Source organism: Bradyrhizobium sp. ORS 111, assembly GCF_045571485.1.
In the GTDB taxonomy this organism is placed as follows: Bacteria; Pseudomonadota; Alphaproteobacteria; order Rhizobiales; family Xanthobacteraceae; genus Bradyrhizobium.
The window spans coordinates 7,335,115-7,350,419 of the sequence record NZ_CP120701.1; the positions used below are offsets into that span (position 1 = coordinate 7,335,115).

Consider the following 15,305-nt stretch of genomic DNA (forward strand, 5'->3'; position numbering starts at 1 on the left):
GCGCAAGCTGCGAGACCAAACACTGACTTGAGCTGCTCAATGCAAGGGCAGTTTCGCCCAGGGGGTGACGATGCGTGACTGTTCGAACGACCGTCAGGGATTTGACCGCGTATTGATGGCCATCGCGGCAACCTTCCTCACGGTGTCCGCGACCGCAGCTTTCGCACAGGACACATCTCGCTCCAGCCCCGCGGAACTTGCCATCGACGCCGCGATCCCGCGCCCTGAACCCGCCAATGTGCCGCCGCCGACCGCGAGCGATTTCAAGCTGGACACGACCGCCGCGCTGCCCGACGCCACGAAGAAGGCGACCGATACGAAGCCGGTTGATGCACAGGCGACCGACGCCAAGCCGACCGATGCCAAGCCCACCGATGCCAAGCCCACCGATGCAACGCCCAGCGGCGCCAAAGCCGTTGATGCAAAACCGGCCGACGTGAAGCCGGCCGAGCCGAGCGCGACTGCGACGACGACCGAACCGAAGCCCGCGGACGTTGCCACCACGCCGCCAACCGACAGCAAGCCCGCCGACGCGCCGAAGACTGACACCGCGGTCGCGCCCGCAGCGGCACCAGGCGCGGCAACGGCAGCGGCGCCCGCGACAACTCCTGCCCCTGCAACGGCAGCGGCGCCTGCGGCGTCCCCGGCTCCTGCGACTGCTGCGGCGCCAGCAACCGAGCCCGCCAAAGCCGCGAGCAACGTTCCGGCCGAGGATCAGCCTGTCGCCGACAAGCTGCGCGAGCTGCTGGCCAGCAAGACCTTGCGCACCTTCGACCGCAAGAACGAACGCGCGGCGGCCGAGAAATTCTATTCAGCCCGCGACTATGCCCCGGTCTTCACCAAGGCCGGCAAGCTGACCGAGGCCGGCAAAGGCGTGATTGCGCGTCTGAAGGATGCGGCCTCCGACGGCCTTGATCCGGACGACTATGTGGTGCCGGACTTCACCGCCGCGACTTCGCCCGACGCGCTGGCCGAAGCCGAGCTGAAGCTCGCCGGCAGCATGCTGGACTACGCGCGGCAGGCGCAGAGCGGTCGCATGCATTGGTCGCAGGTGTCGGCGGACATCCTCTATCCGGAACACCCGATCGATCCGGCGGAAGTATTCGCGCATGTGACGGGGGCGAAGGACGCCTCGAGCGCGCTCGACAGCTACAACCCGCCGCACAAGCTCTACAAGGAGCTGAAGAAGAAGCTCGCGGAGCTGCGCGGCCAGGGCGACGGCCCGGTCGTCCGGATCGCCGAGGGGCCGACGCTCCGTTATGTCGCTGCGCGCGGCAAGAAGCAGGCGGTCGAGATGGATGATCCGCGCGTGCCGGACCTGCGCAACAAGCTCGGCATCACCGAGAATCCCGAGAGCACGACGTATGACGCGACGGTCGCCAGGGCGGTGGAGAAATTCCAGAGCAGCGTCGAGCTCAAGCCGACAGGCGTTCTCGATGACCGCACCGTGAAGGCGCTGAACAGCCCGAAGCGTGACAAGCAAATCGACACCGTGATCGTCAACATGGAGCGTTGGCGCTGGCTGCCGCGCCAGCTCGGCGCCGCCAATGTCGGCGATGCCTATGTGATCCTCAACATCCCCGACTACACGCTGAAGGTGATGCAGAACGGGGCGCAGGTCTGGTCCACCCGGGTCGTGACCGGCAAGCCCGGCCAGCATGCCACGCCGCTTCTGACCGAGACGATGAAGTACATCACGGTCAATCCGACCTGGAATGTGCCGCCCTCGATCATCTACAACGAGTACCTGCCGGCCTTGCAGCAGGATCCGACGGTGCTGCAACGCATGGGCCTCAGGCTCGAGCGAAACCGCGACGGCACGATCCACATCTCGCAGCCGCCGGGTGAGGCCAACGCGCTCGGCCGCATCCGCTTCAATTTCCCGAACAAGTTCCTGGTCTATCAGCACGACACGCCGGACAAGTACCTGTTCGCCAAGCAAGAGCGCGCCTTCAGCCATGGCTGCATGCGGGTGCAGAATCCGGACCAGTACGCCTCCATCCTGCTCAACATCACTGAGCCGAACGCGCGCTACACGCCGGAGCGGATCCGCAGCATGTACGGCTCCAGCGAAGTCGACCTGAAATTTCCGACGCCGATCCCGGTCAACATCACCTATCAGACCGCGTTCGTGGATGACGCCGGCAAGCTGGAATTCCGCAAGGACATCTACGGCCGCGACGCCACCATGCTGTCGCTGCTCAGGAACAGCCGCGGCAAGGACCTCGAAACGGTGGTGGCGCATGCACAGCCGAGCTACGCGCGGCCGCCGAGCAGCAGCCTGCCCGCCGGCGTCAACGTCGCCGGTGACAACGGCGGTTGGAATTCCGGACCGAGCTTCTTCGAGCGCCTGTTCGGGGGATTCGGACAGCCGGAGCCGCAGCCGGTGCGCCGCGGCCAGGCCCAGCAGCAGCGTCGGATCTACACCCGCTGAGCTGTGGCTTCCGGCCCAATTTCGGTAGATTTTGAAGTGAAATCAACGATTTCGTCCAAGAGATGAGATCGTTGATTTTAACCATTTCCGGTCGCCGTCGCGGTACCGGGCTATTTTTCGCCACACTCAACCCGTTAGTTAACGCCCAACTTGGGGGCGGGTCGGTAAACCTCGGTTAACCCTCCCGCTTTAAGAAAGCGTTCACCGTCATTCGCAGGGGGTCTGCGAAGATGCCGACCGAACGCTCGTCGACTGGGTGGGCTTATAGTGCTGGCTGTTTTCGCACGCCGCTTCATTCCGCTGTCGCTGCCTAAGGCCGGTTACCAAGTCGGCCTCACCTCGCTATTGCTCCTGGCCGGCGCCGGGTCGGTTCACGATGCGACCGCGCTGAACGAGACCCGCACCCTCTCCTTCCACCACACTCATTCCGGCGAAGACCTCACTGTCACCTTCAAGCGCGATGGCCGCTACGACGAAGCGGCGCTGAAGCAGCTCAACCACTATCTGCGCGACTGGCGCAACCAGGATGAGACGGTGATGGACCGTCACCTGTTCGACATCCTCTGGGAAGTCTATCGCGACGTCGGCGGCAAGCAGCCGATCCAGATCATTTCCGCCTACCGCTCCCCCGCCACCAACGCCATGCTGCGCCGCCGCTCCTCGGGCGTTGCGCGCCACAGCCAGCACATGCTGGGGCACGCGATGGATTTCTACATTCCTGGCGTGCCGCTCGAGCAGATCCGCTACGCCGGCCTCCGCCTGCAGCGCGGTGGTGTCGGCTTCTATCCGACCTCAGGCTCGCCCTTCGTCCATCTCGATACCGGCAGCATCCGCCACTGGCCGCGCATGACGCGCGAGCAGTTGGTCAGGGTGTTCCCGGACGGCCGCACCGTCCATGTCCCGACCGATGGCACGCCGCTGAAGGGATATGAACTCGCCAAGGCCGACATCGAGCGACGTGGCAATGGCGACAACGCAGCGACCATCGCCAGGCCGAGCCTGTTCGCCAAGCTGTTCGGCGTCGGCAAGTCGAACGACGACGAAGATGATGCTGCTGCGCCCGTGAACGACAAACCGACGGCCAACGCTGTGGTCGCCGCCGCAGCGCCCGCCAAGCCCGCCGATCCCGTTCCGATACCGCGCGCCAAGCCACAGATCGTAGCCGCGATCCAGCTTGCGGCGGCGGACGCGCAACTCGTTCCGACGCCCAAAGATAAGCCGCAGGTCCAGGCCGCCGACAACAGCAGGCCGCAATCACCCGCCGACATCATCAACGCCCGCGGCTTCTGGGGCGATGCGACGGCCACGCCGAAGCAGGCCTCGCCGGAGCAGATCGCGGCGCTGAAAGCCCGCGAGGCCGTCGGCGCCGCCGATCCGCAAGCAACCGCCAGCGCGACGGAGAACTTCAACAAGGCGCTCGCCTATGCGCCGGCCACGTCCTCGCCGGTCGACCACGCCAACATCGTTGCGGCGTCCGCGCCGGTTCCACGCAGCGTGCGCCCGACCCGCAACGCTGCCGCGGCAGCCACCGAGATCAACACTGTTGTCGCCAAGGGCGCACAGGGCCAGGGCGTGATCATGACGTCGGCCCGCATCTCCGCCGCCAAGGGCAACGACACCTGGATGCGTGTCGTGCTGTTGGCGCCGAGCGCCAGCAACGGCATGCTGACCACGGTGCTTGGTGATACCGACATGAGCCTGATGCGCGCTCACTTCATCAAGCCGGAGACGTCGGTCGCCATGACCTTCTCGGATGATCCGATGATGGGGATGACGTGCGACCGCTTCTCGGGCACCGCCACCGCCGTGCTGGCGACCCAATCGTTCGTGCGCACCGCCTCGCTGCGCTAAACTTCAACCCCAGTCACTCGTGTTCGCGCCCAGCCGCCTCAAGCCGGCAGCCCGGCCTTGAGCAGGCCGGCCTCGTAGCGCGCCCGGTCGAGGTCGTGCTTGTAGTGCTGGGTAGCCAGGTGCGCAGCGACCGAGAACGCCGGCTCCCGCTTCAGCACCTCGGCGGCGTGCGCGCCGGCTGCCACCCCGTCACCCATCTGTGCCAGTGTCGCCGCAAGGAAGGCGTGATGGGTGTGATCGGGCCGCGTGACGCGCGAGAACGCGTCGGCGGCATCGGCGTATTTTTCGGCACAATAGCAGGCCCGGCCGAGATGGCTCCAGAAGCGCTCCGGATGGTACGGGTTGAGGCGCATTGCCCGCCTGATCCAGTCGATACCCTCCTCCGGCCGCCCGAGCCAGGTCAAGAGCTCGCCCTGCTGCACGACGACGAGGTCGTAGTTCGGGTTTAGGGCGAGCGCACGTTCCTGATGGAAGGCTGCCTTGTCGTGGTCGTCGCGATTGAGGTTCAGCGCGGCGAGGATCCGATGCACATCGCTGTCATTGTCGTCGAGCTTGAGCGCGATCTCAAGCTCCGCGGCCACCTGCTCGAAGGTCGCGTCGCGATCGTCGCACCAATTATAGACCCAGGTCTGCCCGAGCACGCAGGCCCGCCAGGCATGCGCGTGGGCATAATTGGGGTCGAGCACAATCGCCCGCTCCAGCAGACGTTGCGCTTCGGCATTGTCGTCCCGCGCCGAGCGATGATGCAGAACCTTGGCGGCCAGCACGCATTCGTAGGCCGCCATGTTGTCGGTCGGCTTGCGCTTGACGCGATCATGGGCGGCCGCCTCGACGCGACCCGGCAAGGTCGCCACGATCGCGCGCGTCATCTCGTCCTGGATCGCGAAGATGTCGGCAAGCTCGCGGTCATAGCGCTCGGCCCAGACGTGGCGGTCGGCTTCTGCGTCGATCAGTTGCACCGTGACGCGGATGCGGCCGCCCGCCTTGCGCACGCTGCCCTCCAGCACGTAATCGACCGCGAATTCCTTCGCGACGTCCTGCACCTTCACGGCCTTGCCCTTGTACACGAAGGTCGAGTTGCGCGAGATCACGAGCAGATCGTGGAAGCGCGACAGCTCGGTGATGATGTCCTCGGTGAGGCCGTCGGCGAAGAACTCCTGCTCGGGATCGCCGCTCATGTTGACCAGCGGCAACACCGCGATCGAGGGCTTCCTGGCGACCGCGGGCGCTGTGGTTCCTTGCGCATGCGCCGGGGCGGGCGTTGCATCGGAGTCGAGATGAATGCGGAAGACGCGGATCGGGCGGGCGATGTTCTTGACGGTCTGATCGCCGAGATCCTCGAAGCTCAAATCCTCCAGGCGATCACCGACTTGGTCGCGGACCGCGGCCGAAATACAGATGCCGCCGGGCTCGGCCAAAGTTTCCAGGCGGGACGCAACATTGACGCCGTCCCCGAAGATGTCGTTGCCGTCAACGATCACGTCGCCAAGATTGATGCCGATGCGAAACTGCATCCATCGCGCCGGCGCGACGTCGGTATTGCGCTTCGCCATTCGGCGCTGCACCTCCGCGGCGCACAGCACCGCATCGACGACGCTGTGGAATTCGACCAGCATGCCGTCGCCGGTGGTCTTGATGATGCGGCCGCGGTTCTTGCTGATGGCGGGATCGATCAGTTCGATCCGGTGGGTCTTGAGGCGCGCAAGGGTGCCCGTCTCGTCAGCTTCCATGAGCCGACTGAAGCCGACCATGTCAGCCGCGAGGACCGCAGCGAGCCGGCGCTCTGGTCCTGGCACATCCATCTGCGATCTGCCCGGTTATTCGCCGAGCAGTGTAGCAAATCCCGGAAATGGACCCAAGACTTATCGGCCAAGACTTATCGGCCCAGCCCTTGAAGCGACATCTTGAACGAGCCCCGCCCGCCGAACGGAGCCGCCGGCTCACAGCATCCCGAGCGCCTGCATGTAGGTCTCGAGAATGGTCTCCTGCTCCTGGCGCTCGTTCGCATCCTGCTTGCGCAGGCGTACGATGGTGCGCAGCGCCTTGACGTCGAAGCCGTTGCCCTTGGCCTCGGCATAGACGTCACGGATGTCGTCCGAGATCGTCTTCTTCTCTTCTTCCAGCCGCTCGATGCGCTCGATGATGGACTTGAGCTGGTCCTTGGCAAATCGCGTTGCGGGCTCTTCCTGAATGGCGGCAGACGTGGTGGCCATCGCGTACTCCTGAAATGGCATTGAAATGTCGCGCGAATACGCGCCACGCGCACCGCTTGTTGCGGGCGACCCTCGATTTTGAAGCGCGTTCCGTCAAGGAAACATCGCACTCATCCACAGCGCGCCCACAGGAGATGCGGGTAGGCATTTGTCCAGCATAGTCATTCCGGGATGGTGCGGCAGCACCAGACCCGGAATCTCGAGATTCCCCGATGTGCAATTGCGCACCTGAGCTTCGATGCGTGCGCATCGCCCCGGAACGACATCACATGGGCTTAATGTCCGGGGTGCGATTTCTTCATCGCAGCGAGCTGCTCGGGCGTGGCACTGCCCTGATATTTGGCCTTCCACTCCTCATACGGCATGCCGTAGACCGCCTCGCGGCTCTCGTCCTTGCTGACGGCAATCCCCTTGGCGTCGGCCTCTTCCTTCATCCAGTTGGACAGGCAATTGCGGCAGAAGCCGGCGAGGTTCATCAGATCGATGTTCTGGACGTCGGTCCGGTTGCGCAAGTGGTCGACGAGGCGCCGAAAGACCGCGGCCTCGAGTTCTGTTCTGGTTTTGTCGTCAATGTCCATTGCCGTCATCCCGATGATTCGTCGGCATCATATTTGCAGCCATATTCCCAACAGATGGGAATTGTCACAGTTTTTGCCATATCGCCGCGCAAAAGCGCCGGATCGGCCCCATATGCCGCCTGGTAACGCGGAAATGCGCGTCCCGACCGTTGACAGTTCCAGGCGGGGCACGCGAAATCGTCAATGATTTGATATAGCTTCGCCGCATGAGTCCAACAGATTCCCCCGCATCAGCCACCCGTGCCATCCGCCTGATCCAGGCCGGCGTCCTGCCGATGCTGGCAATTGCCGCGGCCTGCCTGTGGACCAGCCCGGCGGCCGCCGATTTCCGGCTGTGCAACAACACCTCGAGCCGGGTCGGGATCGCGCTCGGCTACAAGGACGCCGAGGGCTGGACCACCGAAGGCTGGTGGAACGTGTCGTCGCGCGCCTGCGAGACGCTGCTGCGCGGTAATTTGGTCGCACGCTACTACTACATCTACGCGCTCGATTATGATCGCGGCGGCGAATGGTCCGGCCAGGCGTTCATGTGCTCGCGCGACAAGGAATTCACCATCAAGGGTACCGAGAATTGCCTAGCGCGCGGCTATGACCGCACCGGCTTCTTCGAGGTCGACACCGGCGAGCAGCGTGCATGGACCGTCCAGCTGACAGAGGCCAACGAACAACAGCCGCAGAAACTGCCGGGAATGCCGGGCGGAGTAGCTCCGGACAATCCCGGAGCAATGCCCGGCCTGCCAAATCCGCCGGCCGCAGCGCCTCCGGGCGCGTCTGGTCTGCCGCCAGCCGCAACGCCCGGAAGCAAACAATGAGACGACTGCGTCGCATCAAGATCCTCGCAACCCTCGGGCCGGCCTCCTCGGACAGCGCGATGATCCGCAAGCTGTTCGAGGCCGGCGCCGACATGTTCCGCATCAACATGAGCCACACCCCGCACGACAAGATGCGGGAACTGGTCAAGACCATCCGCAATGTCGAATCGAGTTATGGGCGGCCGATCGGCATCCTGGTCGACCTACAGGGGCCGAAGCTGCGGCTCGGCGCCTTCGTGGAAGGGTCGACGCAGCTCAAGAACGGCCAAACTTTCGTTCTCGATTCCGACAAGACGCCGGGTGACAACAATCGCGTGCAGCTTCCCCATCCGGAGATCCTGGCTGCGCTCCGTCCGGGCCATGCGCTTTTGCTCGACGACGGCAAGGTCCGGCTGATCGCCGAGGAAACCTCCCCTGAGCGCGCCGTGACGCGCGTGGTGATCGGCGGCCGGATGTCGGATCGCAAGGGCGTCAGCCTGCCCGACACCGATCTGCCGGTCTCGGCGATGACGGCAAAGGACCGCGCCGACCTCGATGCCGCGCTGACCACCGGCATCGACTGGGTTGCGCTTTCCTTCGTGCAGCGCGCCGAAGACGTGCACGAGGCCAAGAAGATGATCCGCGGCCGCGCCGCCGTGATGGCCAAGATCGAGAAGCCGCAGGCGATCGACCGCCTCGCCGACATCATCGATGCGTCCGATGCGCTGATGGTGGCGCGCGGCGATCTCGGCGTCGAATTGCCGCTGGAGCGGGTGCCGAGCCTGCAGAAGCAGATGACGCGCATGGCGCGTCGTGCCGGCAAGCCGGTGGTGATCGCCACCCAGATGCTGGAATCAATGATTCAGACGCCGGTGCCGACGCGCGCCGAGGTCTCCGACGTTGCCACCGCCGTGTACGAAGGCGCCGACGCCATCATGCTGTCGGCGGAATCGGCCGCCGGCAAGTTCCCGGTGGAAGCGGTCTCGACCATGAATCGCATCGGCGAGGAAGTGGAACGCGACCCGACCTATCGCGGCGTGCTCAACGCCCAGCGCGTCGATCCCGAACCGACGGTGGGCGACGCCATTGCCGATGCGGCGCGGCAGATCGCCGAGACGCTCGATCTGTCGGCCATTATCTGCTGGACCTCCTCGGGCTCGACCGCGATCCGCGTGGCGCGCGAACGCCCCAAGGTGCCGGTGGTCGCGATCACGCCGAACCTCGTCACCGGCCGCAAGCTCTCCGTCGCCTGGGGCGTGCATTGCGTGGTCGCGGAGGACGCGCATGATCTCGACGACATGGTCAACCGCGCCGGCTCGATTGCTTTCCGAGACGGTTTCGCCAAAGCCGGCCAGCGCGTCATCATCGTCGCCGGCGTGCCGCTGCGCGAGCCCGGCACCACCAACATGCTGCGTATCGCCTCGGTCGGGCCGAACGGCGAAGCGGAAGTGGTCTGACGACGCCGCAGCGTTCCGGATCCGCTCCGTGCATGACCCGGAACTTGGGTGGACCGATCAGCCCTGCAACGATGCGTCGAGCGTGATCTTGGTATTGAGCAGCTTCGAGACCGGGCATCCGGCCTTGGCCTTGCCGGCCAGTTCCTGAAACTTCGCGTTGTCCGCACCGGGGATTTTCGCACTGAGCTTCAGGTGCACCGAGGTGATGGCAAAGCCGTCATCGACCTTTTCCAGCGTCACGTCGGCCGTAGTCTCCATGTGCTCGGCCGTGAGCTTGGCCTCGCCCAGGATCAACGACAACGCCATCGTGAAGCACGCGGCATGCGCCGCACCGATCAGTTCCTCGGGGTTCGAGCCCGGCTTGCCCTCGAAGCGGCTGGCGAAGCCATAGGGATAATCCTTCAGAGCGCCGCTCTTGGTCGATATCGCGCCCTTGCCGTCCTTGATGCCGCCCTGCCATTTGGCCGAGCCATGGGTCGTCGTCATGCGTTGCTCCTTGAGGTTCGCCGCACCCAGCGCCCGAAGCTACAACGCCGATGCGACAGAAAGTGTTCGCATCGCGGCCCGATCTCAGGCGCCGACCAGCGCCTTCGCCGGCGTCGTCGCCTGCACCACGAGCCCACGGGCGCGCGCATCCATGACGCCGACGGCGCGCAGGGCGAGCAGGGTCACGGTCTGCACCGCATCACGCAGCTTCACGGGATCTTCGAGATTGGCCGGCGCCAGCGGACCGACCAATGCCTCGTGCAGCGCGCCGAGCAGGGCTGTGGCCGCCAGGCCTGTGTCCTGGGCCGGCAGATGGCCGGCTCGCACCGCGGCATCGATGCGCGTCGCAAGCTCGCCGGAGATGTCGCGGCGGCAGGCCAGACGCGAGGCGGTGACGTCGACATCGACCGGCTCGGCAAGAATGCCCCAAGCGAGCTTGCGGTGCGACAGCACGTGAATCGCGATGGTTGTCACGGCGGCGGCCAACGCCGATGACGGTCCAGGCGCAGCATCCGCCGCGCGGCGGATCGCGGCGAGTTCGTCACGCGATACATCCGCGATCAGTTCCGAGATCAGATCGGCCTTTGAGGGGAAATAGCGATAGACGGTACCGGCTGCGACATTGGCGCGGACCGCGACCGGAGCGATCTGGACCGCCGCCATGCCGCCGTCAGCGGCAGCGTCGCGCGCTGCGGACAGGATTGCGCTGCGCCGGGCAGCCAGCCGTTTCACGACTTGATGAGTGCGCCGATACACCATGGCGTTGCCATCCCCCCGAGCGCGCAGCCTACCGGCGCCCACCGGCAGAACGCACGCATCTTCAAAGCCTTGAGCGATTGATCCCGCAATCGTCACAAGAAGTGAACAACTATTCAGACAGAAAGACAAGGTGGAATTGTAAGGAATTTGCGACAGCGAAAGGCTGGCCAGGATTGCGGCAGCAACGTCCTTGACGATGGGCTGGCACCGACCAGGACATCGCAAGGCGCACGCGACCGGCACGGATCGACATTGCGCACGGCCGTTATCCTCATCTTAAAGGACGTCGAGGACTCTACCGCTCTCATCATCGGGTGCGGCCATGACTGAATCGGACGCCCGCCTTGCCTGGCGGCTCTTCAATCTCAACTGGATTCCGATTGCTGCAATGAGCTTCGTGCTCCTGCTCGCGGTGCTGTTTGCAGGCTTCTCGCTCGAGCCGGTCACGTTCGGCGTGATGAGCGGCATGGCCGGCGAATTCGCGCTGATGGTCTATCTGTATTTCTGGGCGCGCGGATCGGCGACTGATCCGAAACTGCTGTTCGGGCTCGGCGCCATCGCGCAGTTGCTCTTGATCGTGACGATCATGGGACCGCTGACCTATGTGGCGCTCGCGCTGAACTGGCCGCTGCAGGATCACGCCTTCCTCGCGATCGATCGCGCGATGGGACTCGATCCGGAGATGCTGCTCCACTTCGTGAACGACCACGCATGGCTGATGAGCTCGCTTGTCACCGGATATGGCTTCATCAAGTGGTTTCTGCTGGGCGTTCCGATCATCCTGGCCGCAACGCTGCGACTGGTCAGGCTGCAGCAGTTCGTCGCTGCATTCAGCCTCGCATTGGCCATCACGCTCGTGATCTCGGCGCTCGTTCCGGCAATCGGCACCTTCTACGGCCTGAATATCTCGCCCGCCGATTTCCCCGCCGTCCACGCCGAGATCTATGCGGCCCAACTGCGTGACATCCTGGCGGTACGTTCCGGCACGCTGCATCATCTCGAACTGTTCAAGCTTGCGGGCGTCGTGTCATTCCCGAGCTTCCACGCCGCGTCCGCCGTGCTCTACTTGTGGGCGCTGTGGCCGGTCCGCCTGATCGGCATCGTGGCGGCCGCGATGAATGTCCTGATGATTGCCTCGACACCGGTGATCGGTGCGCATTACGTCATCGACGTGATCGGCGGGGTGCTGCTGGCCGTGCTCTGCATCGTCGCGGCAAAGTACGCCACCGCCTTGCTCGACAGCCGGGCGACGGCTGCCGCGCTTGGCTATGCCCCGGCACGGCCGCTCGAGGCCGACGTGCGCTGAGCGCTGTTTCGGTTCGCCGACACTAAGGGCGTGCCGTTGTCGGCATGGTAAATCGCGATCCAAGATGATCGTTCGATTTCGAGATATCTGCGCCGGCAATCGGCACGGTCTGCCGCGCTTCGCGTGATCTTTCAGTGACTCGTGCCGCATATCGCTCGGCCGCAGGAGCTTTGCCGCGTTGTCGAGCGCTGAACTGTTGGCGGTTTCGGTAAGCCGAACCACGTCGATTGCCGGATCGAATTTACTCGACTTTAGATAAGTTCCCCTAAGCCACCAAGTGGCTCGCGTCCGACGGCCGGCGAGCGCAGAGAGCCATCGGGCTCGCGTCTTCGTGAGGGATCGGTGGACAGGATCCAAGTCTGGCTTGAGCCGACATTCGACAAGATTGCGAACGCGGCGAGCCCCTTCCTTCTGAGATCGGCAGTTTACCTTTTTCTGATCTCGTTCATCTGTCTGTTCTACATTCTGAACGCGCCGCTCTTGCTTGCTCACTATGATCTGGGCTGGCATCTCGCCGCTGGAGACCTGATCCGGGAACGCCATAGCGTCCCTCTCACAGACCCCTGGTCATTCACCCATGGCGACAAGCAATGGTATAATCTGTCCTGGCTCTGGGACCTACTTGCCAGTGTGACGTATCAATATACAGGTTTTGGCGGCCTGCTCCTGAGCACCGTTGCCTGTGGCGCAGCGATCGTCGGCATCCTGGCGTCCATCTGTCTTGGCTACGGTGCGTCCGCGGTTGCGGTTTGTATTTCGGTCTTCCTGGCCTGCCTGCTCTATCCCGCCTACTACGCCACGCCGAACATCTATCTCGCGGTTTCGCCGAATACATGCACGATGTTGCTGTGTGTGGTCTTCTACCACCAATGCCTGCGAAAGACCCGATGGTTCGTACTTCCGCTGCTGATGGGGCTTTGGAGCAATTTGCACGGAGGCTTTCTGCTCGGCTTTCTCGTGATCGGCGTTTTCTTCGGCGTAGCCGCAATGAGAGGAAACTGGGCCGAGTGCAGAAGGTTCGGTCTCGTTGGGATCGGATGTCTTGCCGCGACATTCGTCAATCCGCTGGGCTGGAACATCTATGCCGGTGTCGCCGCGACGGTGGGGCACTTTGTCCAGGGAAACATCAGCGAATGGCGCTCCTACTATCACAACATGGAAATGCCGGGCAGCGTCCCCGGCATCCTGTATATGGCGGCTTTCGTCGCGCTTGAACTTCATTACAGAAATTCAAAGCCGATCCCTCTCCAACCAAGATTGATGGCCTGGCTCTTCTTGATCCTGGGGCTTGATCAATTCAGATACATTGCGTTCTTCTTCATCTTCTCGACCGTGCCGATGGCGCTTCATATCAGCCGGTTGCTGCCCGAACGACTCAACGAGTTCAGCGTGAGGGGACCGCTGCTGGCAGCCGGACTTGCCGGCCTGTGCGCATTGCCGATGGCATTCCTGCACGTTGCACCGACCCTCGACCTGCCCGACATGCTATCGACTGAAGATGCAGCCTATCTACAGAAGCATTTCTCTCACGCGCGAGTCCTGAACCATTGGAACATCGGCGGCTATCTCATCTTCCGCACGCACGGGACTGTCCCTGTATTCGTCGACGGCCGTGCCGCAACCGCTTACCCGGACGATCTGCTGCACGATTATTTCAAGCTGGCGCGCTGGGAGGTCGATGAGGCGGCCTGGGATATGGTGCTCAACAAGTACCGGATCGACGCGGTGCTGTGGGTAAAGGCGCACGAACAGTTGCGGCGGTTTCTCGTCGATCGGCGCGGCTGGCAAGAACAATACAGCGGCGCATTCCAGACCCTTTATGTCAGGCGCGCCCTCAATCCCGCCGATGAAGCCAAATGACAAGTAGCGCTGCGATTCTGCCCGCCGTCACCGTCCCCACCGCCAAGGCCGAAACATTCGCTGGACGGTACGGCGGCCTCTGTGCGCTGCTGCTGCTTGCCGCGGCTTTGCGGCTGCCGCTCGCTTTTTGGCCGAACGTCATTCACAACGACGAGATATATCAATATCTCGAGCCTGCCTGGCGCCTGCTCGGCCACCAAGGGGTCGTCACCTGGGAATGGCGGGATGGAATTCGGAGCTGGTTTCTGCCGACCTTGTTCGCAGGACCGATCGCACTCGGCGACTGGCTGGCACCGGGCGGGTGGGGTGCCTTCGTCGCGCCTCGCCTGATCGCCTCGCTTGCGTCACTGTCGATCGTCGTGACGGCTTGGCATTTCGGCGAACGCATTTCACGCACGCACGCGACCGTTGCAGCGCTTGCCGTCACAGTCTGGTTCGAGCTGATCTACTTCGCGCCTCACACGCTAAGCGAGCCCTTGGCCACGGCCGTCATCTTGCCGGCCGCCTATCTCCTGACGGGACAGCTTTCCCGGAGCCGCCTCTTCATGGGCGGCGCACTGCTCGCTCTCGCCTTTGTCTGGCGCTTCCAGTATGCGCCAGCCTCGGCGGTGTTCGCATTGGGAGCGTGCTGGAGGGACCCACGAAACGCGCTCCCCATGATTGCCGGAGGACTGGCGACTTTGACGATCGCAGCCGGCATCGACGTGCTGCACGGCTCGACGCCGTTCGCATGGCTGATCCTGAATATTCAGCAAAACCTCCTGCATGACCGCGCATCGGAATTCGGCGTCGCGCCACCGTTCGCTTACGTTACCCTGATGCTATCCTTGTGGTCGGGAGCGACGCTGCTGATGCTACCTGCGCTTCGGCGCGGATGGCGGCATGCGCCTCTGCTGATCGTCGCAGCGGTCGTGAACATCGCGTTTCACAGCATGATCGCGCACAAGGAATATCGCTTCATCTTCCTATCGATCGTGCTGCTGGTCATCGCCACAGGCCTTGGCTCCGCAGACTGGGTTCGGCTGATACGGCAACAAGCACCGCGCGCTTGGCGCTTCTGGGCGCTTCCGATCGTGTGCGGCGCCTGGGTGCTGCTATCGCTCAGCCTGTCAGCCACGCGTTTCATGCACGAATACTGGGTGCTCGGCCTGGGCGAGGCCAACCTGGCGGCGGACTTGAGCAGCGATCCGGAATTCTGCGGTTTGGCACTATACGGCCTGCCCGCTCCCTTCTTGCCTGGGCGCGGCCAGCTCGCGCTCGGGCGGCCCGTTTATTCTTTCTATCCGTCGGACCCTCTGGCCAAGGGCCAACTTCCGGCCCTGGTGAAAATGCACCAGCAGGAATTCAACCGCATCGTCGGCCCGATGACGCTCGCAAGCGAGTTACCTTCGGATTTCTCGCCACGAGGCTGCGCACTGATGAGCAGCGATGACGTGACAGCCTGCGTCTTTGCGCGACGCGGCACCTGCGATCTGGCTGCGAGCAGTCCGTTCAAGATCAATGAAGTGCTCACACGCCTGAACTACTAAGGCACGTGGAAAGCGGTCTCCGATTCGCCGCTGACGCCGTG

12 protein-coding genes are annotated in these 15,305 nt (G+C 63.8%); 7 read left to right on the plus strand and 5 right to left on the minus strand.

Annotated elements, in window-relative coordinates; translation table 11 throughout:
• Positions 1 to 70 precede the first annotated feature (70 nt).
• Both P6U30_RS33925 and P6U30_RS33930 read left to right on the plus strand, forming a co-directional pair.
• Positions 71 to 2,434: a L,D-transpeptidase family protein gene (locus P6U30_RS33925; protein WP_407167044.1), complete on the plus strand. Its 2,364-nt coding sequence runs from the start codon at positions 71 to 73 to the stop codon at positions 2,432 to 2,434.
• A 267-nt stretch (positions 2,435 to 2,701) separates the two neighbouring features.
• Positions 2,702 to 4,285: a DUF882 domain-containing protein gene (locus P6U30_RS33930; protein WP_407167045.1), complete on the plus strand. Its 1,584-nt coding sequence runs from the start codon at positions 2,702 to 2,704 to the stop codon at positions 4,283 to 4,285.
• A gap of 38 nt (positions 4,286 to 4,323) precedes the next feature.
• Here P6U30_RS33930 and P6U30_RS33935 read toward each other — a convergent pair whose 3' ends face one another.
• The 3 genes from P6U30_RS33935 to P6U30_RS33945 form a co-directional block, all read right to left on the minus strand.
• The gene (locus P6U30_RS33935; protein WP_407167046.1) at positions 4,324 to 6,087 is read right to left on the minus strand and encodes an adenylate/guanylate cyclase domain-containing protein; all 1,764 of its coding nucleotides are present in this window, start codon (positions 6,085 to 6,087) and stop codon (positions 4,324 to 4,326) included.
• Between the two features lie 138 nt (positions 6,088 to 6,225).
• Positions 6,226 to 6,498, minus strand: coding sequence for a DUF2312 domain-containing protein (locus tag P6U30_RS33940; RefSeq protein ID WP_407167047.1), 273 nt, complete (start codon positions 6,496 to 6,498; stop codon positions 6,226 to 6,228).
• 275 nt (positions 6,499 to 6,773) lie between these two features.
• A complete protein-coding gene (locus tag P6U30_RS33945; protein ID WP_407167048.1) occupies positions 6,774 to 7,076 on the minus strand; it encodes a DUF1244 domain-containing protein in 303 nt (100 codons plus the stop codon).
• A 206-nt stretch (positions 7,077 to 7,282) separates the two neighbouring features.
• Between P6U30_RS33945 and P6U30_RS33950 the strand changes: the two genes are divergently transcribed.
• A complete protein-coding gene (locus P6U30_RS33950; RefSeq protein ID WP_407167049.1) occupies positions 7,283 to 7,888 on the plus strand; it encodes a DUF1036 domain-containing protein in 606 nt (201 codons plus the stop codon).
• Positions 7,885 to 9,324 carry a pyruvate kinase gene (gene pyk, locus P6U30_RS33955; protein ID WP_407167050.1) on the plus strand — a complete coding sequence of 480 codons (1,440 nt, stop codon included), beginning with the start codon at positions 7,885 to 7,887 and terminating at the stop codon, positions 9,322 to 9,324. The genes P6U30_RS33950 and pyk overlap by 4 nt, the downstream gene beginning before the upstream one ends.
• Before the next feature lie 57 nt (positions 9,325 to 9,381).
• Here pyk and P6U30_RS33960 read toward each other — a convergent pair whose 3' ends face one another.
• Positions 9,382 to 9,810, minus strand: coding sequence for an OsmC family protein (locus P6U30_RS33960; protein WP_407167051.1), 429 nt, complete (start codon positions 9,808 to 9,810; stop codon positions 9,382 to 9,384).
• Between the two features lie 84 nt (positions 9,811 to 9,894).
• Positions 9,895 to 10,569: a TetR/AcrR family transcriptional regulator gene (locus tag P6U30_RS33965; protein WP_407167052.1), complete on the minus strand. Its 675-nt coding sequence runs from the start codon at positions 10,567 to 10,569 to the stop codon at positions 9,895 to 9,897.
• A gap of 322 nt (positions 10,570 to 10,891) precedes the next feature.
• Here P6U30_RS33965 and P6U30_RS33970 point away from each other — a divergent pair, with 322 nt between their 5' ends.
• From P6U30_RS33970 to P6U30_RS33980, 3 genes are all read left to right on the plus strand, one after another.
• Positions 10,892 to 11,875 (plus strand): phosphatase PAP2 family protein, encoded by a 984-nt coding sequence (locus P6U30_RS33970; RefSeq protein ID WP_407167053.1) that lies wholly within the window; start codon positions 10,892 to 10,894, stop codon positions 11,873 to 11,875.
• A gap of 342 nt (positions 11,876 to 12,217) precedes the next feature.
• Positions 12,218 to 13,735 carry a hypothetical protein gene (locus tag P6U30_RS33975; protein ID WP_407167054.1) on the plus strand — a complete coding sequence of 506 codons (1,518 nt, stop codon included), beginning with the start codon at positions 12,218 to 12,220 and terminating at the stop codon, positions 13,733 to 13,735.
• Between the two features lie 107 nt (positions 13,736 to 13,842).
• Positions 13,843 to 15,264, plus strand: a complete 1,422-nt coding sequence (locus P6U30_RS33980; RefSeq protein WP_407167055.1) for a 4-amino-4-deoxy-L-arabinose transferase — start codon at positions 13,843 to 13,845, stop codon at positions 15,262 to 15,264.
• Positions 15,265 to 15,305 lie beyond the last annotated feature (41 nt).